This is a genomic window from Demequina gelatinilytica (assembly GCF_000971115.1).
GTDB classification, from domain to species: Bacteria; Actinomycetota; Actinomycetes; order Actinomycetales; family Demequinaceae; genus Demequina; species Demequina gelatinilytica.
In genome coordinates this window covers 41,370-63,049 of sequence record NZ_BBLV01000018.1, presented here as the reverse complement: position 1 = coordinate 63,049, position 21,680 = coordinate 41,370, and the positions used below count along the sequence as shown (strand labels likewise).

Here is a 21,680-nt window from a genome sequence, read left to right as displayed (position 1 = left end):
ACGCTCCGCCCGGTACAGGCGGTTGCCGAACAGAGCGCCTGATGCGCCACGTTGGCGGTGGCGGGTTGTGCCTGCCGGCGTGCGCCGCTACTTTGGCGCGCCAAGGGGGTGGGTTGATGGCGAAGGTGACGCGGCTGCGGTTGTCTCGACCGCACACGCTGATGGAGCTCAGGTACTCGGGGCTGCCGCTGCTGTCCGCCGCGCTTGCCGGCGCGTTGCTAGGAACAGGCCTGGTCTCCGGCTACATCACCCCGTCGACGTACTGGGCGCGGACGCCGTCGTCGACGAGGGCCATGGGTATCTTCATGCTGATCTGCGCCGCGATCCTGATCGCGCTCACGGCAGTGCGGGTCATCAGAGCGAAGCGACGCGCGCCGATGGTCACGATCGCGGAGAGGGGCGGCTGGTTCGTGGTCACTGCGCCCCTGGCTGTCGGGTGGCACCGGAAGCTGCAGGTTCACCGCGGCGTGGACGTCGCCGTCGACGTCGAGCGTGACGACGCGGGCGGCCTGGTGCGCAGGATCACGCTGACCACGCGCATCGATCGGACCAGGTTCATCGAGCTCGCGGTCCCGGTCTCGGAGGCACGCAGCTTCGCTTCCGAGATCGTGGCAGCGCTCCACGAATGGGGTGTCGAGGCGACCCTGGTGTCGGGAGCGCCGTCCACGGGACCGGCGGCGGGGGACAACGGAGACGGTGAAGTCTCATAGGGGTCGACCGGGTGGCAGGGCTCGTGCCGCACGTGACGAGTCGTGGAGTCTGCGCTCGCGGGACATGAGGGTCGGAATCGCGGCGGATCCAGCCCTCATGTCCCGCTGCGACACAGTCCTCGGCGCGGTGCCGCGATGTCCGCCCTATCCTCGAAGGGTCGCCGCAACGCTCGCGCACCGAGGAGCCGCCATGGGCCGGATCAGCATCGACCTGTTCGCCACGCTCGATGGGGTCGCACAGGCCCCCGGCGCCCCCGACGAGGACCCCTCGGGCGGGTTCGCCTTCGGCGGATGGCAGGCGCCGCTCCCTGATCCGATGGTCGGGGAGAGCGTGATCGAGGGCATCCGCGGGCTGGATGCGCTGCTGCTCGGCCGGCGGACCTACGACATCTTCGCCGGGTACTGGCCGCATCACCAGGACGGTCCCGCAGGCGAGATCGGACGGAAGTTCTCAGCGGTGCCCAAGTACGTCGCCAGCCGCGGCGCTCCCGACCTCTCCTGGGAGGGATCCACGCGCATCGGCGCCGACCTGGTCCGCGAGGTGCGGGAGATCCGGGACCGGCACCAGGACGTGCACGTCATCGGCAGCATCGACCTGGTACAGACGCTGCTCGCTCACGATCTCTACGACGTCCTCACGCTGTGGGTCTATCCCGTGGTCCTCGGGCAGGGACGCAAGGTGTTCCCGGACGGGGCGACGCCCGCGACGATGCGGCTGCTCGAGCCGGCCGCGACAGGGGAGGGCGGCGCGGTGCAGCTGCGCTACGGGCCCACGGGCACGCCGCCGGCGACCGGGGTGATGGGTGGGTAGGTGGATCGGGCCGACGGACGGACGGTCCGTCTGCCTGGGCAACCGACAAGCCCCTTGTGAGATCCATCCGTAGTTGAGCATTTGCTCAGATACGGCTGAGCATGAAACGGGCTCGCGTGGCGGGCTGGAGCCGTCGAAGCGGTGCCTTCGTATCTGAGCAATTCCTGACGACTGGCCCATTCACCCGGCGCACGCCCGCGCCGCGAGCGGGACTCACCTGCGCACGTAACCGGACCCCGGGGTTAGGGCGCTGTCACCTATCAGTGCGGCAGTCCCATTTACTCGAATTGCGCCGGACTGTGGCGAGGTGCGCTCAGACCACGTCCGCCTGTGCGCCACGTATTCAGCGCGGCTCGCTCACGCGCCACGCAGGTGCTTGGCCGCTGCACTCGGGCCGGGAAGCTGGCGGCCTTGGAGGCGAATGGCTCCTGTCTCGGTCATGTGGCGGTGGTGCCCGCTTGCTCCCAATGCTCACTCAGTGCGGAGAAGTTGGCACGCTCGACGAGCGCGAACCGCATCGCCGCGGTCGGGTCATTGAGCAAGAGGGGTTCGGCCGGGTCGTCCGGCCGGAGGGCGGTCAGCGGGAGGGGTTCAGCGCTGGTTATTCGCCGTCACTGTATTGAGGGCAAAGCGCCATCGTAGCGACGGCCTTGACCGCAGGGATGGCGACGTCGGACGGCTGACCCAGGAACGGATCAGCAAAGGCTGACACGATGACCGCTTCTGTGGCGCCCTGGGACAACTGCCAGCAGATCGTGTAACCGACATCGAGGATCACGGCCCGATGCTCGTCCGTGGCAAACGTTCCCTCACCGAAGAGGAAGTCCAACAACGACACGTAGTCGTCCTCGGCGGTGGCGTCTACCTTGTTCTCCGCGCGCCACTCGGCGACCGCGGCTTCGGCTTGCTCCTCGGGGTCCACGGTCACGGTCGGAGTCGGCGTCGAGGACGACACGGGCGCGGACTCGACCGGAGTCGGACTTGACGCGACGGACGTCGAACTTGGTGAGGCGGATGTCGGGTCGGGCGCCTCATTCGAACAGGCGGAGGTGAGCAGCGCGACCGCGCCGACAGCCAGAATTACCGGGATCTTCATCGTTCTCCTTATGTTTGAGCAAAGACTAGCGACGGCGAGCCGGGTCTGCCCCAGGAACGGTTGACTCTGACCGCCACGGATTTCGGTCCGTGCTGGAAGGATGTTTCCCGTGCCCAAGCCCGATCCCGCCGAGTTCCGTCGTGATGTCGTCTCGGTCGCCCGTCAGGGCGGCTCGATCGCGCAGATCGCGAAGGACCCCGCCCTCCTCAAGGCGCACGCGGACCTAGACAAAGCCGTCGACTCCGTGTTTGGCCTCACGGGCGTGGTCGACGAGGCGGATCGCCTCCGCGCTCTCTTTTCCTCGTATGCACAACTCAGTGAGGCGGAACAACTGCGACTGCCGAAGGCAAGGTCGCGGAAGAAGTAGGCAGGCGATACCCGCTGGTGGCCCGGCGCACCGTGCCGGTGCTCGCGTCATTGTCGGCGCCAGAGGTAGCACTGCGGTCGTGCGCACCTCGCGATGGGCTCCATGACGAGCGCCCGAATGCTCAGATAGGGCCCGCTTTGCTCACATACGGTTGCACGATTGCTCAGATAGGCCGATTTTGCTCACATACGGTTGCAGCTCACACCCCTACAGCTCGCCCTTGCGCTCCAGGTACTTCATGGCCACGTACCCGAGCGGGATCCGCAGCCAGTAGGTGAGCAGGCGGTAGACCAGCGTCGCGGACACCGCGATCGGGTAGGGCACGCCCGCACCGGTGAGGCCCGTGGTGAGCGCGATCTCGACCGGACCCAGGCCACCGGGGGTGGGAACCGCGGCGCCCACGGCGTTCGAGACGAAGAACAGCACCGCGGAGTCGATGATCGCCATGTGGTACCCGAAGGCCAGCAGCGAGGACTGGAAGGCGCCGACGAAGCCGATGGTGAGCAGCAGGTTGCCGGCAAGGCCCAGCGCGAGGCGCCACGGCTGTCCGAGCACCTGGGTGAGTCGAGGCCACGTCTGGCGCAGCATCGGCATCACCCGCTGCAGCGCCCACGTGCGGACCCACGGCACCAGCAGGGCGGCGGCGATGACCAGCACCACCGCGGCGAGCGCGACCACCACGGCCGTCGACGGCAGCGCGGACAGCGCGCCCTTCGAGCCTGAGGCGAGCGTGAGCGCGACCAGCCCGAGGACCGTCACCACCACGGCGCTGACCTGCACCAGCGCGACCGTCGCCACCGCGAGCGGCGTGGCGACCTTGCGGCGCGTCAGCAGACGGAGGTTGAGCGCGGCTGGGCCGACGCCGGCGGGGACCGCCACCGACACGTAGGCCGCCGCGACCTGCGTGAGCAGGACGCGGCTGAACGGCACCCGGACAGGGCTGAACGCGGCCAGCGCGAGCGCGGCTCCCACGAAGGTCAGCAGCGCCCAGCCGAAGCCCGCGATCATCCACGCGGGGTTGGCCTGCTGCACCGCCTCGATGAACTTCTCGGTCTGGAAGCCCGCGAGGATGACCACCGCGGCGATGAGCCCGAGCGCGATGGTCATGATGGCGCGCCATCCGAAGCGCGTGATGTTCTCGGAGGCGACCTCTGCGTCGGGGGAGCGCTCGAGGATCTCCTCGCGCACCGCTTCGAGCACCTTCTCGTACCGGCTCGCCTTGACGGCCGCGCGCGTGATGGGCGGCAGCACCACCGTCTGGAGGACGGGGGCGGCCTGCTCGACCTGCTCCGCCCCGAGCGAGCGGAACGCGGAGTCGACCGCCCGGTCCGGCCCCACCAGCGCCGCGGACATCGCGAGCACCTGGGCGACGTCGATGCGCTGGGCGATCGCGCTCGTTGCGGCCTCGCCGAGCTCCCACGAGGTCAGCCAGACGGTGGGCTCGAGCTCGGACGCGTCCGTCCCCACGAGCACGGTGTCCGCGTCGAGGTGACGATGCGAGATGCCGGCGCCGTGCGCGCGGCCCACCTCGGTCCAGATCGCGTCGAGCAGGCTGTCGGAGATGTCCTCGGGGTCCAGCGCGGACAGCGGCATGGTGGCCGGCGGGCGCTGGTAGACCAGCAGCATCGTGTCGCGGATCTGCCCCATGCCCAGCACGCGGCCGGTGCGCACCCCCGCGACGCGCGCCGCGTGCGACACCAGTGCGGTCGCCTCGGCGGTCTGGCGCAGCGAGACGTCGGCGCGCGTGTCGATGCCGCGCAGGCGCAGCGACGACCACAGCTTGGAGACGAAGCCGGCCGCCTGCTGGTCGCCGTCCATCGCGACCACGAGCAGCCGGTGGTGCTCGATGGTGGTGAGCGCATACACGCGTCCCTGGCGGGTGCGGGCGAGGGCGTCGGTCACGGCGTCGAGCTCGGGGTGCTCGTCCTCATCGTGCTCGATGTCGGCCCTGATCAGGGACAACGGCTCGAAGCCGGCCCGTCGGAGACCCTCGACGAGCGTGTCCCCGTAGGCGCGGTCCGCGGTCGAGCCGAGCCAGTAGCGCAGCGCGAGGCCTCCCAGGCGCCCGAGCAGTACCGTGAGCAGCACGGCGGGAATGGTGACGACGCCGAAGATCACCGCGATCGCGAGGCCCAGCCACATGATGTTCCAGGACATCCCGAGCGAGCGCCGTGCCGAGCGCCGTCCTGCGGCGGTGAGCAGGCCCGAGATCGCCGCGACATAGGCCGGCAGCTGCATCTGGTCGAAGCCGCGGGGCGTGAGGCTGGCGGTGAGCTCGTCGGTCGCGAGGTTGATCAGCGCGAGCGCCGCGACGAGCGTGAGGATCACGCCGAGCACGCCGGCGGCGAGCGACTCGATGAGGCGGCGAGGCTCGCGGCGGACCAGGAGGTCGATGATCATGATCCCGGGGATCACGATCGCGAGGATCGCCGTGAAGAGGTTCACGGGGGCGACCAGCAGGCGCTGGAGGAACGGCGAGATCGAGGAGATGTCCTGCGTCAGGCCCTCGGTGGTGCCGATGAGGAACTCGCCGATCAGCAGCACCGCCGCGATGCCGATGACCGTCGCGAGCATGCCGATCACGTCGGTGAAGCGGCGGACGCGCGTCTCCGGCTCGTCGATGATGCGGACGGTGCGCGGGTCCTCGCGCGTCTCGTCCACCTCGGCAGCCATGCGGCGAGTCTACGGGCGCTCGAGGACCGGAACCGGGACTACGCGACGCCGAGCGACACGAGCCACTCGTGGGGCACCACCTCGGGCCCGATGAAGGCGACCGCGTCGAGCGTCCAATGCGCGAGGACCAGGGGTGCGAGACGGCCGCGACGCACGTACACGTAGCCGAAGACCAGGCCCATCACCATGTTGCCCAGGGCCATGGGCCAGCCTTGGTAGAGGTGGTAGGCGCCCCGCAGGAGGGCCGCGAGCACGATGGCGGTCCATGGCGAGCGCCCCAGGTCGCGCAGCCGCGTGAGCACGAAGCCCACCACCACGAACTCCTCGAGCACCCCCGCCGCCGCGGCGGAGAGGAGCAGGATGGTCGCGGACCACCACATGTCCGGCAGCCCCGACGTGTCGACGGTCACCGTCTGCCCGAGCGCGCGCGAGATCGCGTACAGCGCGAGGCCGGGCAGGCCGATGCTCGCGGCGAGGATCGCGCCCCACCCGAGGTCGCGCCACCAGGCTCGCGCGGGCCCCACGAGGCCCAGACGCGCGCGCCACGAGGCGCCGTGCTGGCTCAGGAGGTAGAGCGCGAGCGCCACCGGCACCAGCGCGAAGCCGATGCTCAGCACCTGTCGGATGAGGTCGATCACGTCGATGCTCGAGCGGCTGGGGTTGAGCGTGGTCGTCTGCCCCGAGATGGGCGTGGTGTCCATGTACCGCTCGATGAGCCGCACCGCGGCATAGACGGCGGTCTGCCCGAGCGACAGCCCGAGCACGATCCACACCTCGGCGCGCATCCGGCCCTTGCTCGGCAGGACCAGCGCCGGCTCGCGTGCGGGCGGCTCCACCGGGGGAGCGGCGGTCTCGGTGCGGGGCGCGGTGTCCATCGTCACGACACTCTAACGAGCGGGGGTTCCCGGCCTACGCTGGCGGCATGCGCATCGTCTCGCTGCACCGCTTCCCCGTGAAGGCCCTGGGCGGGGAGTCGCCGTCCTCCGTCGAGGTCGATGCGCGCGGGCTCGTCGGGGACCGCGCGCTCGCGGTGGTCGATGCCCAGGGGCTGTACGCGGCCGGCAAGCGTGGCAGCCGCTGGCGTCCCATCGAGCCGGTCCTCGCCTACGCCGCATCGATGACGGACGATGCGGTGGTGGTGTCGCACGGGGAGCGGACCTGGGTGGCGGGAGGCGCGGCGCTCGATGCGGAGCTGAGCGGGCTCGCCGGGGAGCCTTTGCGCATCGTCCCCGAGGCCCCGGGCGAGCGCCCGCACTTCGACTCGTCGCCCGTGTCCCTGGTGGGCACCGCGACCCTCGACTGGTGCCGCGCCGAGCTGGGCGCGGACGCGGACCCCCGGCGCCTGCGCGTCAACATCGTGGTCGAGACCGAGGAGCCGTTCGTCGAGGAGACCTGGTTGGGTGCGCAGGTCCGTCTGGGCGGCGTGGTGCTCGAGCTCACCAAGCGCAACGAGCGCTGCCGCGTGATCGACCTCGCCCAGAACGGGGTCGAGCAGACCACGCGATGGCTCAAGCCGTTGGGGGACCGGCGCGACGCGTGCGTGGCGGTCTACGCCCGGGTGGTCGAGCCGGGACGGATCGCTGTGGGCGATCCCGTGCGCCCCGCCCCCTGAGACTCCGACCGGGCCCCTGAGGCTCCGACCGGGCCCGTGACACTCCGAACGGAGTTGAACACGACACGCCGGGCCGACCGGCGCATCGTGCCCTGACACGCGGCGTGTCGCCGCGAACTCCGTTGCCAGTGTCAGGCGGGGGCGGTCAGGCGGGGGCGGTCAGGCGGGGGAGGTCAGGCGAGGAAGCCGTCGACCAGCTTCTCCGCGAGGCCCACATAGGTGCCGGGGGTGAGCTCCGACAGGCGCGCGGCGGTCTCCTCGGGCAGCCCCAGGCCGCCCACGAACTCACGGATCGCCTCGGCATCGATCTGCTGACCGCGCGTGAGCTCCTTGAGGCGCTCGTACGGGTCCTCCATGCCGGCCACACCCGCGACGGCGGCGGCGCGCATCGCCGACTGGATCGGCTCCGCGAGCACCTCCCACGAGGCGTCGAGGTCCGCGGCCAGCGCGCCCTCGTTCACGGACAGCGTCCCGAGCCCGCGGCGCACGTTGTCGATCGCGAGCATCGAGTGGCCGAAGGCGACGCCGATGTTGCGCTGCGAGCTCGAGTCCGTGAGGTCGCGCTGGAGGCGCGAGGTCACGAGCGTCGCGCCGAGCGTGTCGAACAGCGCCGCGGAGATCTCGAGGTTCGCCTCGGCGTTCTCGAAGCGGATCGGGTTGATCTTGTGAGGCATCGCGGAGGAGCCGATCGAGCCCTTGGTGGTCGCCTGCGCGAAGTAGCCGAGCGAGACGTACGTCCACACGTCGGTCGCGAGGTTGTGCAGGATCCGCCCGAAGCGCGCGACGTCCGCGTAGAGCTCGGCCTGCCAGTCGTGCGACTCGATCTGCGTGGTGAGCGGGTTCCAGGTCAGCCCCAGCCCCTCGACGAAGGTCCGCGAGACCTCGATCCAGTCGGTGCCGGGCACCGCCGCGGTGTGGGCGCCGAACGTGCCGGTCGCGCCGTTGATCTTGCCCAGGTACTCCTGCGCCTCGACGCGGCGCAGCTGGCGGCCCAGGCGGTGCGCGAGCACCGCGAACTCCTTGCCCAGCGTGGTGGGCGTCGCGGTCTGGCCGTGCGTGCGCGACAGCATCGGGACGGCCTTGGCGGCGCGCGCGAGGTCCGCGACCTGGGAGACCAGCGACGATGCGGCGGGCAGCCACACGTCGCGCACGGCCCCCTGGACCATGAGCGCGTAGGAGAGGTTGTTGATGTCCTCCGACGTGCACGCGAAGTGGACCAGCTCGCGCAGCGGGTCCAGGGACGTGCCCTCGATGCGGCGCTTGATGTAGTACTCGACGGCCTTGACGTCGTGGACCGTGACCTTCTCGATCTCGGCGTGCTCGGCGATGCCGGCGGCGTCGAAGCCCGCGGGGATCGCACGCAGCAGCGCGACCTCGTCGTCCGTGAGCGGGCGCGCGCCCGGCACGGCGTCCGAGGCGCACAGGTGGATGAACCACTCGACCTCGACGTGGAGGCGCATGCGGTTGAGCGCGGGCTCGGAGAGGTGGTCGACGAGCCCCGCGACGGCGCCGCGGTACCGGCCGTCCAGGGGTCCGAGGGCGATGGCGGGCTCGAGCGCGGCGAGGGAGGTCCAGTCGTTCACGCCGCACATTCTTCCACGCACGCGTGGCGGCGGCTCCGGCGGCGGTGTCCACGGCCCTGGGGACGATGCGCGGGCTCCCCAGCCCGTGCCGCGTCCCCCTGGGCCGCGTCGGGCGTCGCGCCTAGCGTCGCGCCATGGATGACGTCCCGACGCTCGTCGCGCAGGCCCGGCTCGCGATCGACATCGCGCATGCGCGTCTCATCGCCGCGCGGCGTGCCCGGTGGCAGGGGATCCACGGCGAGACGTACCGCGGCGAGCTGTCGGAGGCCGCCGCGCGCGTGACCGCGGTGAGCGAGGCGGTCCGGATCGCGGCGCTCGCGGGGGAGGGCCGGGAGTGAGCGAGCCCGCGTGGACGCGGGGCGGACGCGGCGGGAGCGCCGCCGTGCTCGGCGACCTCGAGGTGGCGGTCGGCGCGCTGCGCGAGGCGGCCGATGGGCTGGGCGAGGCCGCGCTCGCGCTCGCGACCGCGGCGCTCGTGGCCCCGCAGCGCGCGCCCGGGCTCCAGGGTCCGGCGATCGCGTGCTCGCGCGAGGCCGAGGAGCTGCGGGAGCTCTCCCGGAGGCTCCGCGCCGCGGTGGACGCCTACCGCGCGGCGGAGTCCGACGCGCACCACGGCGTGAGCGCGGCGACCTACGCGCTCGATGTGCTCGGCGACCAGCTGGGACGCCTCTGGCTGGGGACGCGCGAGGCGGTCCTCCGCGGGCCCGCGGGGCTGATCGGCGCGCTGCCCCGCATGCCGACCACGGGAACGGTCAACGAGGCGACCGCGACCATCGGCCTGGGCCTCACGGGCGATGCCTACGGCACGGTGGTCGCGCACCTGCGGGCCGCCGTGCGCGCGGCCGAGCGATCGCTCGAGCCCGCGCTGACCGGCGTGCAGGTCGACGGCCCGGGATTCTCCGCCGGCGCGCCCCGCACGGTCGAGGAGCTCATGGGAAGGCTCGAGTGGCTCGGGGACCAGGGCGACGGCAGGGTCGCGATCGAGACGGTGACGGATGCGGCAGGCCCGCATCACCTGGTCTACATCCCTGGGACCCAGGATCCGACGCTGTGGGACGCGAGCCCCGCGGACGTCGAGGCGGACCTCGCCGCGGTCACCGGGGAGTGGTGCGACGCCGCCCAGGTGGTCGTCGAGGCGATGCGTGCCCACGGCATCGGCGCCGATGAGCCCGTGATGCTCGTGGGTCACAGCCAGGGCGGGATGATCGCCGCGGTGGTGAGCGCCACGCTCTCGAGCACCTACCGCATCACGCAGATCGTGACCGCGGGGTCGCCCACGGGCCGGATCGCGCTGCCGTCGAGCGTCGATGCGCTCCAGCTCGAGAACCTGCGCGACGTGGTGCCGGGCCTGGACGGTCGTCCCAACCCGGCGACCCCCACACGCACCACGGTCACGCACGATCGCCGCCACTCGGCGCAGGACGATGCGCCCGACGCCTCGCACACGGTGCTGCAGGCGCACGGGATCCCGGGCTACGCGCAGACGGCGCGGCTGGTGGACGGGGGTCTCGACCCGTCGACACGTGCGTGGGTCGAGGGCGCGGCGCCGATGCTCGCGGGCGGGCGCTCGCAGATACGGCTCTACGCCCCGGTCACCGGGGCCTCCGCGGGCGCGTCGCGGTGAGGGTGGGGCTCAGCGGCGTGCGCCGGGGACCACCGCGGACAGGACCGAGGAGATGATGCTGATGAGCAGGGCCGCGCCCAGGGTCTCCCAGAACGCGCCGATGGTGAGCTCGCCCCAGGGCACGAGCGTGGTGAGCCACGCGGTCACCCAGAGCATGAACCAGCTCACCACCAGGGCGAACAGTCCGAGCGTGAGGATCTTGAACGGCAGCGCGAGCGCGTCGACGATGGGCCGGATGAAGGCGTTCGCCGCGGCCATGACGGCACCGATGAGCAGGAACACGCCCACCCGCGCCCACGGTCCGGCATCGCCGCCCGAGACCTCGACATCGAGGGGGAGGAAGGTGACCAGCCAGACGGCGACGGCGGAGATCGCGGACGTGAGGACGAAGCGCATGGCCGTCATTGTTCCACGGGGGTGCCATCCTGGTTCCCATGCTCGATGCGCACCGTCCCGAACTTCCCGCAGCCCGCCCGGCGATCGCCGCCCTTCCCGCCTACGTGCCGGGCGCACGCGGAGCCGCAGACGCCGCCCCGCCCGTGAAGCTGTCCTCCAACGAGAGCCCCGACGCGCCCCTGCCCTCGGTGGTCGAGGTGCTCGAGGGTGCGGCGCACGGGATCAACCGGTACCCGGACATGGGCGCGACGGATCTCACGGCGCGCATCGCGCGCGAGGTGGGCCGCGACGCGTCCGAGGTGGTCGTGGGAGCCGGCTCCGTCGCGGTGCTCGCGCACATCCTCCAGGCGTACACCGGGCCGGGCGACGAGGTCATGTTCGCGTGGCGCTCGTTCGAGGCCTACCCGATCCTCGCGCGCATCGCCGGCGCGGAGCCGGTCATGGTGCCGCTCACCTCCCAGGCTCGCCACGACCTCGGGGCGATGGCCGCGGCCGTCACGTCGCGCACGCGCGTCATCATGCTGTGCTCGCCGAACAACCCGACCGGCCCGACGCTGTCGCAGGCCGAGCTCGACTCGTTCATGGCCTCGGTGCCCTCGCGGGTGCTCGTGGTGCTCGACGAGGCCTACCTCGAGTACGTGCGCGACCCCGAGGTCGCGGATGGTCCGGCATCGCTCGAGCGCTACCCGAACCTGGTGCTGCTGCGCACCTTCTCGAAGGCGTACGGCCTCGCGGGCCTGCGCGTCGGCTACGCGGTGGGCCCCGCGGCGCTCATCGCGCCCGTGCGTGCCTGCGTCACCCCGTTCTCCGTGTCCGGCCCCGCCCAGCTCGCTGCGATCGCGTCGCTCGATGCCCGCGACGAGCTCGAGGAGCGCGCCGCGCGCGTGGTCGCCGAGCGCACGCGGGTGCTCGAGGCGCTGCGCGCCGCGGGCTGGGACGTGCCCGACGCGCAGGGCAACTTCGTCTGGCTCGCGGTGGGCGACGCCACCGCCGACCTCGCGGCCCACATGGGCGGCGCGGATCCGTCCGTGCTGGTGCGCCCGTTCATGGGCGAGGGGGTGCGCGTCACCATCGGTGCACCTGCCGAGAACGACGCGTTCCTCGCGCGCCTCGCCACCTGGTCGCGACCGGCGTGACGGCTCGCACGACGGTCGTGGCGCCCCCGGGCGTCGAGGCGCGGCCGTCGATCCGTCTGGACATCCAGGCGTTGCGCGCGCTCGCGGTCGCGAGCGTCCTGCTGTTCCATCTCTGGCCGGCGAGGGTGCCGGGCGGCTTCGTCGGCGTCGACGTGTTCTTCGTGGTCTCCGGCTTCCTCATCACGGCGCTGATCCTCCGGGAGGTCGAGGGCACCGGGCGCATCTCGCTCACGCGGTTCTGGGCCCGACGCATGCGGCGGCTCCTTCCGGCGTCGCTCCTGGTCCTCGGCGCCACCCTGGTCCTGGTCGTGGCGCTCGTGCCGCAGACCCAGTGGGGGAGCTCCGCGCGCCACGTCATCGCCTCGGCCGTCTACGTCGAGAACTGGCTCCTTGCCGCGCAGTCGGTCGACTACCTGGCTGCCGAAGGTGCGTCGACTGCCGTCCAGCACTACTGGTCGCTCTCCGTCGAGGAGCAGTTCTACGTGGTGTGGCCGGTCATGATCCTCGTGATCGCGGTCCTCGCGCGAGGGCGGTGGAGGGCGGCCGTCGTCCCCGCCATCGCCGCGGTCACCGCCGTGTCGTTGGCGTACTCGGTCCAGCTCACGGCGGCGGACCCCGCCTCGGCGTACTTCGTGACCCCGACGCGTGCGTGGGAGTTCGGCATCGGCGCCCTCGTCGCGGCGCTCCCGGCGGTGCGCTGGGGCGATCGCGCTCGCGCGGTCCTCTCCTGGCTGGGGGTCGCGCTCATCGTCGCCGCCTCGCTGCTGATGACGGGTGCCACCCCCTTCCCCGGGTGGATCGCGCTGGTGCCGGTGCTCGGCGCCGTTGCGGTGCTGCTCGCGCGCACCGAGTCGCGCATGTCCCCGATGGTCGTCGGCCGGCTCAGCCCCGTGCAGCGCCTCGGAGACCTCTCGTACTCGCTCTACCTCTGGCACTGGCCCCTCATCGTGGTCGGGACGGCTGCGCTCGGGCGCGACCTGGGGACTGTCGAGAAGCTCGTCATCCTCGCGCTCACGTGGCTCCTCGCGGAGGGCACCTACCGGTGGGTCGAGCAGCCTGTGCGGAACCTTCCCGCGCTCGCGAGGCGCACGCCGTGGTGGTCGCTCGCCGCAGGGACCGCCCTCTCGCTCGCGGTGGTGCTAGGCGCGCTCGCGGTGATCCGTGCGGTCGACGTCGCCGAGCAGGAGCAGCAGCAGCAGCTTGCGCTGGTGGACGAGCTGGCCTCCGCGGACGGCTGCTTCGCGGCGGCTGCGCTCGCGAACGGCCCCACGTGCGACGACGCCGCACTCGAGGGGGTGCTCGCACCGTCACCCCTGGTGGCGCACGACGACGCGGTCCGGCACACCTGCATGCAGGGGCAGACCGTGCCCGCGCTGAAGGTCTGCGAGTCGGGCGTCGCCACGGACGATGCGGTGGCGACCGTCGCGGTCATCGGCGACTCCCATGCGATGCACTGGATCCCTGCCGTGCGGCAGATCGCCGAGGATCAAGGCTGGCACGTGCTCGAGCTCACCAAGGGCTCCTGCCCTTTCACGGCGGCGACGCGTGAGTCTTCTCCGGACATGCGGACGAGCTGCGACGCCTGGAACGACGCTGCGATCGACTACCTGGCATCGCATCCCGAGGTCAGCCGGATCTTCACGTCCGGATCCTCGCAGAACACCTTCATCGTCGAAGGTTCGCTCACGAGCGTCGAGACGGGCGTCGCGGGCTACGCGGAGACCTGGGCGGCGCTTCCTGCCTCGGTGACGGACATCTACGCCATCCGAGACATCCCGCGTCCGTTGCCGGATGTGCTCGACTGCCTGGTCGCGCTGCCGACGGTCGAGGCGCAGCTCGACGCGACCGGGTGCTCACGCACGCGTGACGAGGCTCTCCTTGTCGATCCGCTGGCGATCGCCGCCGATCAGGTGGGCGGTCGGGTCCACCTGATCGACCTGTCCGATCTGTTCTGCGGACCCGACCTCTGCCGGCCGGTCGTCGGGCACGCGACGGTCTACCGCGATGGGCACCACATGACACGTACGTACGCGCGCTCGCTCACCCCGTATCTGGCCGAGGCGATCGGGGCGGGCTAGCTCGTGGCCCGAGGTCGCATCGCGCCGGCGGTCCCGAGCGCGCGCGCCTCCTCGAGGCCGATGCGCTCGAGCATGTCGAGGTTCCCGTCGAGCGTCGTATCGAGGAACGGCACGCCGCGCCGGTCGAGCTCGCGCCGGACCACCGAGTAGCCGAACGGACCGGCGCCGCCCTTCTTCCACGTGGTGACCAGCTGCCGCGGGGCTGTCGTCGCCGAGGCGTGCTGGTCCTCGGCGTAGAAGTAGCTGCCGGCGGCGCTCGCGTAGTTGGAGTCGCAGCCGACCAGGACGATGGCGCTCGCGCCGAGGTGGAGCGCCATCGGCACGCCCGCGGTCAGCACGCCCGTGTTGGAGTCCACGAGCGGCGACATGAGGTCCAGCGGCGCCCATCCGGTCTTGCCGATGCGCCGCTTGAAAGGCTTCTCGAAGAGGAAGTACCGCAGCGTGTAGCCGCGCAGCTCCTCGAGCGTCTCGAGGTACGGCTTGAAGTAGAACGAGGCCCACAGCGTCGGCTTGTGCTCGCGTGCGGTGAGCGCGTCGAGGAACTCGCGCGGCAGCTGCGGGTGCGGCGTGTGCCAGCCACCGAAGAGCATGTGCGAGGGGAGCACCAGGTGGTCGGGCCGGATGGTGTCGAAGTCCTCGTGGTTGACGAACCAGTTGAACGCGATCTTCTCGTAGCCGACGAACGCGCTCATGTCGGTGTCGCGCAGCGACGGCCCGTTGCCGATGAGCACGGCCGGGCGGCCCGCGGCGGAGCCCCGGAGGGCGTCGAGCGCCGCCCCCTCCTCGGAGCGGAACTGCGAGGTCCGCAGCGCGGTGATCGCGGAGACGTACGACTGGTTCCACAGCGCGAAGGACGTGCGGAAGCGTTCGGTGGCGCCTCGGTACCGCTTGCGGTCGTCGCCGCGCAGCAACGCGTCGTACACGAATGCGTACCAGGGCTTGGGTCCGGTGAGGTGCAGGATGCGCACCGAGCCGATCTCCTCGGGATAGTCCAGCTCGAGGAGCATCTTGTTCATGTTGTAGGCCTGCGGGAGCAGCTCGACGTCACGTCGCGCGAGATACAGGTTCCAGAACTTCTGGTCGGCGAACCAGCTGAGCGCCGGATCCTCCTCGGCGTCGACGGTCGCGAGCACCTCCTTCATGCGCAGCGTCGCCTCGGGCCCACGCTCGGACCGCGGGAGCGACAGCACGCCGCTGTTGATGACAAGCCTTCCGGTCGCGGGCGTCTCGATCGCGTAGGGACGGTGCCCGATGTCCGGCACCGCCTTGATCGCGTCCCCGCGCCACAGGGCCGAGATGTCCCCGAGGATCAGCAGGTCGGCGTCGAGGACCACGATCCACGACGGCTCCTCCATGGTCAGCACCTCGACGGTGAGGTAGCCCAGCTGTCCCACGCGCACGTGGTTGTACTGGTCGCCCATGGTGACGTCGTAGGACGCCGGGTCGCGGTGCTGGAAGTCGAATGCCGGGTAGACCTGCGAGAGCCGGGTCCGGGTGAACTCGGACAGCGAGTCGTCGTGGAACACCAGGAAGCGGTTGGACAGCCCGGGGTACTGGCGGATGAGGCTGAGCACGAGCGCCTCGAGCCCCGGTGCGTACTTGTCGTTGCACACGGCCGCGAAGACCAGGTCCGCCGGGGGGGCCGCGGTCTCCGGGTCGTCCACCAGGTGCGCGTACTCGTAGGTGCCACCCAGCAGCGCGGCAAGGTCCTCCGGGTGGTCCGTCTGGCGGATCGCTCCCGGGTAGGGGCCGCCGCGCGCGCGAAGGCGCTCGGCAGCGCGGGCCGTGAACGGCGCGGGCTCGGGTTCGGGCTCGGGAGCCGGCGCCGCCGCGGGCGCAGGCTCAGGTGTCGGCACGGTCGCGTGGGAGGCCTCGACGGCAGCGGCCGATGCGGGCTGGGCGGGCTCCGTGGCCGCCGCGCCGCGCACCAGGCGGCGGGCAGCCTTCCACGTCCGCGAGATTCCGTCGGTCATCGAGCCTCCAGGATGAGGGCATCGCGGGCCGTCGCTCGGCCCGCGTCGCGGGATCAGGCTCCCGCAGCGCCGGGCCGCACGATTGTCCCACGTCCGCGCTCCGTCCGCGGTCCGCCCGCGAACCGTGGTCGCTTACCATTCAGTGGTTCCCCACCGGCCGATCAGGAGAGGCGCAGCGTCGTCATGACCCACGTCGAAGCGCGACCGCTGCCCGCGGGCGCGAGCCTCCTGCACATCGGCCTCCCCAAGACGGGCACCACGGCGGTGCAGGCCTCCGCCTCCCGCCTGCGCGCCGAGCTCCTCGCGCAGGGTGTCTGCTATCCGGGCGCCGCGCTCAACCACGGGCGCGCCTCGAACGCGCTCATGGGACGCTCGACTGCCGTGTTCGAGGCCGGTGACCTGTCGCGCTGGAAGCGCATCGCGCGCGAGCGCTGGCGCCACCCCGAGGCGATCGGCTGGCTCAGCTACGAGCAGATCGTCCAGGCGGAGACGGATGTCGCGCGCCGCTTCCTCGAGGAGCTGGGGCCCGAGCTCCATGTCGCGATCACGGTGCGCGCGTACGTGCCCATGTTCGCCTCCGCGTGGCAGCAGTGGGTCAAGGACGCAGGCGACGTCGACTTCGGCGCCTGGCTCGCCGCGGTCACCGCGGTCCGCACGGGTCGCGCGAGCGCGGACGGCCCCGAGTGGGCCGAGGCGTTCTGGCGCCGCCATGACCTCGCCGCGATCGCGGCGAGGTGGGCCGCGCTCGTGGGACCGGAGCGCGTGCATGTGGTGGTGCTCGACAAGGCGCGACCTGCGCTGCTCTTCGACGCGTTCGAGGGGCTGCTCGGCCTGACGCCGGGCACTCTTGCTTCCGTCCCGCGCGATCCCTTGCTGGACAACCGCAGCCTCTCCCGTGCCGAGGCCGAGCTGGTGCAGGAGGTCAACAGGCGCGCGCTCGGCGCCCCGACGCTCGACCGCGCGCTCTACTACCGCGTGATGCGCAACGGAGCGGTCGCGACGATGCTGCGCCATCGCAAGCCGAGCGCCGACGAGGGCACGATGGCGGTGCCGCGCGCCGCCGCCGAGGTGATCGCGGCCGAGGGGGCAGCGGCCGCGCGTCGGCTCGCCGACCTGGGCGTCGACGTGCTCGGCGACGCAGCGATGCTCGCCGATGCGCCCGCATCGCCTCCCGCCACCGTGCCGTCGCCCCACACCGCGGTGGACCCGGACCTCGCCGCGCACGCGGTGGTCGGAGCGATCTCCTCGGCGCTCGGCGCCGGGGTGAGCTTCGCCGGCGGGCGTCCGGGCATCGACTCGCCGCACGTGCCCCCCTCCCGCCGCGCGGTGGTCGCGGAGCTGCGCCGGCGTGCGCTTCCGGGAGGCGCACGATGATCGCCGCGGCCCTGTGCCGCGCCGATCTGCGCGCCTTGCGGGCCGGCGGTGTCCAGACGGGCAGCCCCGCGCAGGCGGACGTGCTGGTGCTGAGGGAGCCGACGCTGGCGGCTGCGCTGGACCGCCAGGACTCGCTCGCGGCGGGTTCCCGTGTCGATCCGGGCCCGGTCGCGGCGCTGCGTGCGCGCTGGAGGGCACGGCGCCTGAGCGCGGCAGCGGCGCCTGCCGCGCGCATCGTGCGTCCCGGCGCCGGTCGGCTCGGCGAGGCGGTCGACGCCGCCGTCGCGGAGCCGCGCCCCCTCGCGTCGGCCGAGCTCCACATGCTCGCGACCATCGACGCTGCGCTGGCGGGGACGGCGACGCCGGCCGCGGTCCGCGCGTCGGTGGTGCGCGACGCGGTCCTGAACGCGCTGTACTCGTCCGCGGCCGCCGAAGCGCCCGAGGACGGCCTTCCGGCTGGTGCGGCGCACGCCGTGGTCGCCGGCGCCGTGTCCGCGTTGCTGGGTCACGGGCTCGCATTCGCGGGGCCCGACACGGAGCCGCTCGTGCGTGCCCCGGGCGACGGCATCGCGGTCGTCGCAGACCCCACCACCATGAGCACCAGGGCGCTGCTGAGGATGCTCGCGCCCGCAGGAGGGAAACCGTGAGCCAGGTCGACATGAGGGCGAGCTTCGTCATGCCCGTGCTGAACGAGGAGGACTACGTCGCGACCGCCGTCGCGAGCGTGCTCGCGCAGGACGGCCTCGACGAGCGCGAGCTGCTGCTGGTGCTGGGCGCCTCGACGGACCGGACGGACGAGGTGGTCGCGGGCCTCGCCGCCGCGCATCCCGAGATCCGGGTGCTGCACAACCCGCGCAACGCGATCTCGATGTCGATGAACATCGGCATCACGGAGGCGCGCTTCCCCGTGGTGGTCCGCGTCGACGCGCACTCGGTGCTCCCGCCCGGCTACGCGGTCACGGCGCTGCGCTCGCTGCGCGCCTCGGGCGCGGTCAACCTGGGCGGGCGCATGCACGCCGAGGGCCTCACCCGGTACGAGCAGGCCGTCGCGTGGGGCTACAACTCGCCCGGCGGACTCGGTGGTGCGGTCTATCACACGGGCGGGGAGGCGGGGCCCGCGGAGTCCGCCTACCTGGGGGTCTTCGACCGCGCGGCCGTGCTGGGCATCGGCGGCTTCGACGAGTCGCTGTCCCGCGGCGAGGACTGGGACCTCAACCGCCGCCTCATCGCGCGCGGCGGGCTCGTGTGGTTCGAGCCGGCGCTCGACGTCATCTACCGCCCGCGCTCGTCGGTGCGCGCCCTCGCCAAGCAGTTCCACGCCTCCGGACGCTGGCGCGGCGAGATCATCCGCCGGCTCAAGGGCCGCGTCCCCGTCCGCTACTACGTGCCGCCGGTGCTGGTCGCGGGCCTCGGGTTCGGCGCCGCGCTGGTCCTGGCGGGTGCGATCACAGGCGGGACGGCAGGCATCGTCCTGGCCGGGGTCGGGCTGCTCCCGGCGCTCGTCTACGGCGCCTGGGTGGCGCTCACCGCGCTGCGCGCGCACGTGCCCGGAGCGGTCCGGATGCGCCTGCTCGGCGTGCTTCCCACGATGCACCTGTCTTGGGGTGTCGGATGCCTCTTGGGTATCCTCATGCCGAGCAGGGGGCACAACGCCTTCGCAGGACGTTGAGGCATCCACCCCGAGGAGACGTGTGACCGACATCGACTACCCCGCGCTGGCGCGGGAGGCGGGGCTGCCGCGCGTCGGCGCCCGACAGCCGCTGCCGGCGTACCTCAAGGAGACGTGGGAACGCCGTCACTTCGCGATGCGCCTCGCGCGCTACCGCATCGAGGCGCAGCTGTCGCAGAACCGCCTGGGGCTGTTCTGGGTGGTGCTCAACCCGCTGCTGCAGGCGGCGGTCTACGGGTTCGTGTTCGGCCTCATCATGGACCGCGGCTCGCGCGCAGGCCTGAACTTCATCCCGTTCCTGGTGACGGGCTTCTTCTGCTTCCAGTTCTTCTCCAACAGCTTCAACCAGGGCGCCAAGTCGATCACCGGCAACGCGTCGCTGGTGCGGAGCCTGGGCTTCCCGCGCATCCTGCTGCCGCTGTCCGCGGTGTTCCGCAACGTGTACGAGCTGGTGCCCATGATGGTGGTGCTCTCGTTCATCCTCGTGGGATTCGGCGAGCGGCCGTCGTGGACATGGCTGCTGGTGCCGCCCATCCTCTTCCTCTTCGGGATGTTCAACGTCGGCGTCGCGCTCATCGCCGCGCGCCTCACGGTGCACCTGCGCGACGTCACCCAGATGGTCCCGATCATCACCCGCCTGGTCCTCTACATGACCGGGATCTTCTACTCGCTCGAGCAGGTGCTCGCGGACAACCCGCCGTGGATGCTGACGCTCGCGCAGCTCAACCCCGTGCACGACTACATCCAGCTGGTGCGCACGATGGTGCTCGAGGGCCAGGAGGTCAACACGCTCATCGTCGTGATGGCGTTCGTGGGCGCGATCGGGTTCTTCATCGCCGGCATCGTCTTCTTCTGGAGCGCCGAGGAGCGTTACGGCCGTGACTGAGACGAACCACCCCACGATCGTGGTCGACAACCTCCACGTCGACTACAAGACCTTCGCCTCGGGCAAGGCCGCCAAGGACCGCCGCTCGCTCATGAGCCGCCAGCGCGGCGTGCGCGTGGTGCATGCGCTCAAGGGCGTGTCCTTCGTCGCGCACGAGGGCGAGTCCATCGGCGTGATCGGGCACAACGGCTCCGGCAAGTCGACGCTCATGCGCGCCATCGCCGGCCTTCAGCAGCCCGTGAAGGGCGCCGTCTATGCGGCGTCGAGGCCCGCGCTGCTGGGCGTCAACGCGGCGCTCCTGGGCGACCTCACGGGCGAGAAGAACGTGGTGCTGGGCGGGCTTGCGCTCGGCATGTCGCCCGAGGAGGTCGCGGAGCGCTACGACGACATCGTCGAGTTCTCCGGGATCCGCGAGTTCATGGACATGCCGATGCAGACGTACTCGTCCGGCATGGCGGCGCGCCTGCGGTTCTCGATCGCGATCTCGCGCGACCACCAGATCCTCCTGGTCGACGAGGCTCTTGCGGTGGGCGACAAGGCCTTCCGTGAGAAGAGCGAGCAGCGCATCCGCGACATGCGCGAGCAGGCCGGCACGGTGTTCCTGGTGAGCCACTCGATGCGATCGATCATGGAGACCTGCACGCGGGTCATCTGGATCGACCACGGCACGCTGAAGATGGACGGCGATCCCAAGGAGGTCGTCCGCGCGTACAAGAAGTCCACGTGACCTCTGACGCGGTACGCGTGGGGTGGGTCGAGTCCCCGCTCCAGCTCATCAACGCCGTCGAGGCGGCGGCGGAGTCCGGCGAGCGGACGCTCGTGCTGCTCCGCCGCGGCGTCGCGCAGCTCTCGGACACCGCCGCATGGCTCTCACCGCTGCTGCCGGCGTCGGTCACGCTCGAGGAGGCCGCTGCCGCGACGGACCCGCGCTTCGCACGCTCGCGACGCCGCCTGGTGGGCGATGCCTTCTCGGGACAGGTGCGGGCCGTGCTCGCGGCGGGCGCCGTAGGCGACCTCGTGGTGGTCGACGACGGCTCGGCCGCGCTCCACCTGGCCGCCGTCCTCGCCGGAAGCCACGCGTTCTCGCGCATGGGGCAGCGCGAGCCGATGCGCCAACGCATGCTGGGGCGCGTCGTGGGCTCCCGCCTGCGGGCCGCCGCGCGTGCGGGCCAGGTCACGCTCATGACCGCGTACGCCGACCACCCCGCGATGCCCGCCGTGCCCGGCGCGCGCATCGTCGCCAACCGCTATCCCTGGCTGCGTTCGCTGTCCGCGGAGGCGCCCGTCTCGCTTCCCCGGGTGGTGGTGCTCGGCTCGGCGCTCGCGGTCGACGGCTACATCGACCCGGAGGCCTACGAGCGCTGGGTGGTCGCGCACGGTGCCGGCGCCGCGTACCTCCCGCATCGCCGCGAGCCGCAGGACTGGCTTGCGCGCGTGAGCGCTGCCGGCCTGGACGTGGTGCAGCCCGGCCTGCCCGCCGAGATCGTGCTGGGCACCGCTCCCGATGTCGCGGAGGTGCGATCGCTGCCGTCGAGCACCGGGGCCACCCTGGCCCAGGTGCTGCCCGACGGCGTCCGCATGTCCGTCACCGCCGTGCCCGACCACTGGTGGACGGACCGTGCCGACGCGCCGTTCCGTTCCACCCTGACGTACCTTGCCCATGCCGACCATGAGCCGACCGAGGAGTCCTGA

General features: G+C 71.8%; 20 protein-coding genes. 14 read left to right on the top strand and 6 right to left on the bottom strand.

The window, feature by feature from the left end:
- The first annotated feature begins 116 nt into the window (after window positions 1-116).
- Window positions 117-710 (top strand): hypothetical protein, encoded by a 594-nt coding sequence (locus tag AOM00_RS13430; RefSeq protein ID WP_156159181.1) that lies wholly within the window; start codon window positions 117-119, stop codon window positions 708-710.
- Between the two features lie 190 nt (window positions 711-900).
- Complete coding sequence (locus AOM00_RS13425; RefSeq protein ID WP_062518274.1) at window positions 901-1,521, top strand: dihydrofolate reductase family protein; 621 nt, start codon at window positions 901-903, stop codon at window positions 1,519-1,521.
- Between the two features lie 601 nt (window positions 1,522-2,122).
- On the opposite strand, the gene AOM00_RS13420 is transcribed toward AOM00_RS13425, so the two are convergent.
- Entirely contained in the window at window positions 2,123-2,617 is a 495-nt protein-coding gene (locus AOM00_RS13420) for a DUF732 domain-containing protein (protein ID WP_062518273.1), read from the bottom strand.
- A 109-nt stretch (window positions 2,618-2,726) separates the two neighbouring features.
- On the opposite strand from AOM00_RS13420, the gene AOM00_RS13415 reads away from it, so the two are divergent.
- Window positions 2,727-2,984: a type IIL restriction-modification enzyme MmeI gene (locus tag AOM00_RS13415; RefSeq protein WP_062518272.1), complete on the top strand. Its 258-nt coding sequence runs from the start codon at window positions 2,727-2,729 to the stop codon at window positions 2,982-2,984.
- A 207-nt stretch (window positions 2,985-3,191) separates the two neighbouring features.
- Here AOM00_RS13415 and AOM00_RS13410 read toward each other — a convergent pair whose 3' ends face one another.
- Both AOM00_RS13410 and AOM00_RS13405 read right to left on the bottom strand, forming a co-directional pair.
- Window positions 3,192-5,657, bottom strand: coding sequence for a lysylphosphatidylglycerol synthase transmembrane domain-containing protein (locus tag AOM00_RS13410; protein WP_062518271.1), 2,466 nt, complete (start codon window positions 5,655-5,657; stop codon window positions 3,192-3,194).
- Between the two features lie 38 nt (window positions 5,658-5,695).
- Window positions 5,696-6,532: a CPBP family intramembrane glutamic endopeptidase gene (locus tag AOM00_RS13405; protein ID WP_082097078.1), complete on the bottom strand. Its 837-nt coding sequence runs from the start codon at window positions 6,530-6,532 to the stop codon at window positions 5,696-5,698.
- Window positions 6,533-6,579: 47 nt separating this feature from the next.
- Here AOM00_RS13405 and AOM00_RS13400 point away from each other — a divergent pair, with 47 nt between their 5' ends.
- The gene (locus tag AOM00_RS13400; RefSeq protein WP_062518270.1) at window positions 6,580-7,269 is read left to right on the top strand and encodes an MOSC domain-containing protein; all 690 of its coding nucleotides are present in this window, start codon (window positions 6,580-6,582) and stop codon (window positions 7,267-7,269) included.
- Between the two features lie 173 nt (window positions 7,270-7,442).
- On the opposite strand, the gene purB is transcribed toward AOM00_RS13400, so the two are convergent.
- On the bottom strand, window positions 7,443-8,861 hold the full coding sequence (gene purB, locus AOM00_RS13395; RefSeq protein ID WP_062518269.1) for an adenylosuccinate lyase: 1,419 nt from the start codon (window positions 8,859-8,861) through the stop codon (window positions 7,443-7,445).
- Window positions 8,862-8,986: 125 nt separating this feature from the next.
- Between purB and AOM00_RS13390 the strand changes: the two genes are divergently transcribed.
- Entirely contained in the window at window positions 8,987-9,190 is a 204-nt protein-coding gene (locus AOM00_RS13390) for a hypothetical protein (RefSeq protein ID WP_062518268.1), read from the top strand.
- Entirely contained in the window at window positions 9,187-10,476 is a 1,290-nt protein-coding gene (locus AOM00_RS13385) for a PGAP1-like alpha/beta domain-containing protein (RefSeq protein WP_062518267.1), read from the top strand. The genes AOM00_RS13390 and AOM00_RS13385 overlap by 4 nt, the downstream gene beginning before the upstream one ends.
- Window positions 10,477-10,485: 9 nt before the next feature.
- On the opposite strand, the gene AOM00_RS13380 is transcribed toward AOM00_RS13385, so the two are convergent.
- Window positions 10,486-10,872 (bottom strand): phage holin family protein, encoded by a 387-nt coding sequence (locus AOM00_RS13380; RefSeq protein ID WP_062518289.1) that lies wholly within the window; start codon window positions 10,870-10,872, stop codon window positions 10,486-10,488.
- Between the two features lie 38 nt (window positions 10,873-10,910).
- Between AOM00_RS13380 and hisC the strand changes: the two genes are divergently transcribed.
- Together hisC and AOM00_RS13370 are read left to right on the top strand one after the other, a co-directional pair.
- Window positions 10,911-12,008 (top strand): histidinol-phosphate transaminase, encoded by a 1,098-nt coding sequence (gene hisC / locus AOM00_RS13375; protein WP_062518266.1) that lies wholly within the window; start codon window positions 10,911-10,913, stop codon window positions 12,006-12,008.
- Window positions 12,005-14,086 carry an acyltransferase family protein gene (locus AOM00_RS13370; RefSeq protein ID WP_062518265.1) on the top strand — a complete coding sequence of 694 codons (2,082 nt, stop codon included), beginning with the start codon at window positions 12,005-12,007 and terminating at the stop codon, window positions 14,084-14,086. Before hisC ends, AOM00_RS13370 begins: the two co-directional genes overlap by 4 nt.
- On the opposite strand, the gene AOM00_RS13365 is transcribed toward AOM00_RS13370, so the two are convergent.
- A complete protein-coding gene (locus tag AOM00_RS13365; RefSeq protein ID WP_062518264.1) occupies window positions 14,083-16,059 on the bottom strand; it encodes a glycosyltransferase family protein in 1,977 nt (658 codons plus the stop codon). The two genes, AOM00_RS13370 and AOM00_RS13365, sit on opposite strands and share 4 nt — an antisense overlap.
- Before the next feature lie 183 nt (window positions 16,060-16,242).
- On the opposite strand from AOM00_RS13365, the gene AOM00_RS13360 reads away from it, so the two are divergent.
- Genes AOM00_RS13360 through AOM00_RS13335 form a run of 6 tightly spaced genes read left to right on the top strand, consistent with a single transcriptional unit; the run spans window position 16,243 to window position 21,680 of the window.
- Entirely contained in the window at window positions 16,243-17,433 is a 1,191-nt protein-coding gene (locus AOM00_RS13360; protein ID WP_062518263.1) for a hypothetical protein, read from the top strand.
- A complete protein-coding gene (locus AOM00_RS13355) occupies window positions 17,430-18,080 on the top strand; it encodes a hypothetical protein (protein WP_062518262.1) in 651 nt (216 codons plus the stop codon). Before AOM00_RS13360 ends, AOM00_RS13355 begins: the two co-directional genes overlap by 4 nt.
- Complete coding sequence (locus AOM00_RS13350; RefSeq protein WP_228373509.1) at window positions 18,077-19,102, top strand: glycosyltransferase family 2 protein; 1,026 nt, start codon at window positions 18,077-18,079, stop codon at window positions 19,100-19,102. The genes AOM00_RS13355 and AOM00_RS13350 overlap by 4 nt, the downstream gene beginning before the upstream one ends.
- Before the next feature lie 22 nt (window positions 19,103-19,124).
- Complete coding sequence (locus tag AOM00_RS13345; RefSeq protein WP_062518261.1) at window positions 19,125-19,988, top strand: ABC transporter permease; 864 nt, start codon at window positions 19,125-19,127, stop codon at window positions 19,986-19,988.
- Window positions 19,981-20,715, top strand: a complete 735-nt coding sequence (locus AOM00_RS13340) for an ABC transporter ATP-binding protein (protein ID WP_062518260.1) — start codon at window positions 19,981-19,983, stop codon at window positions 20,713-20,715. The genes AOM00_RS13345 and AOM00_RS13340 overlap by 8 nt, the downstream gene beginning before the upstream one ends.
- The gene (locus tag AOM00_RS13335) at window positions 20,712-21,680 is read left to right on the top strand and encodes a hypothetical protein (RefSeq protein WP_062518259.1); all 969 of its coding nucleotides are present in this window, start codon (window positions 20,712-20,714) and stop codon (window positions 21,678-21,680) included. The genes AOM00_RS13340 and AOM00_RS13335 overlap by 4 nt, the downstream gene beginning before the upstream one ends.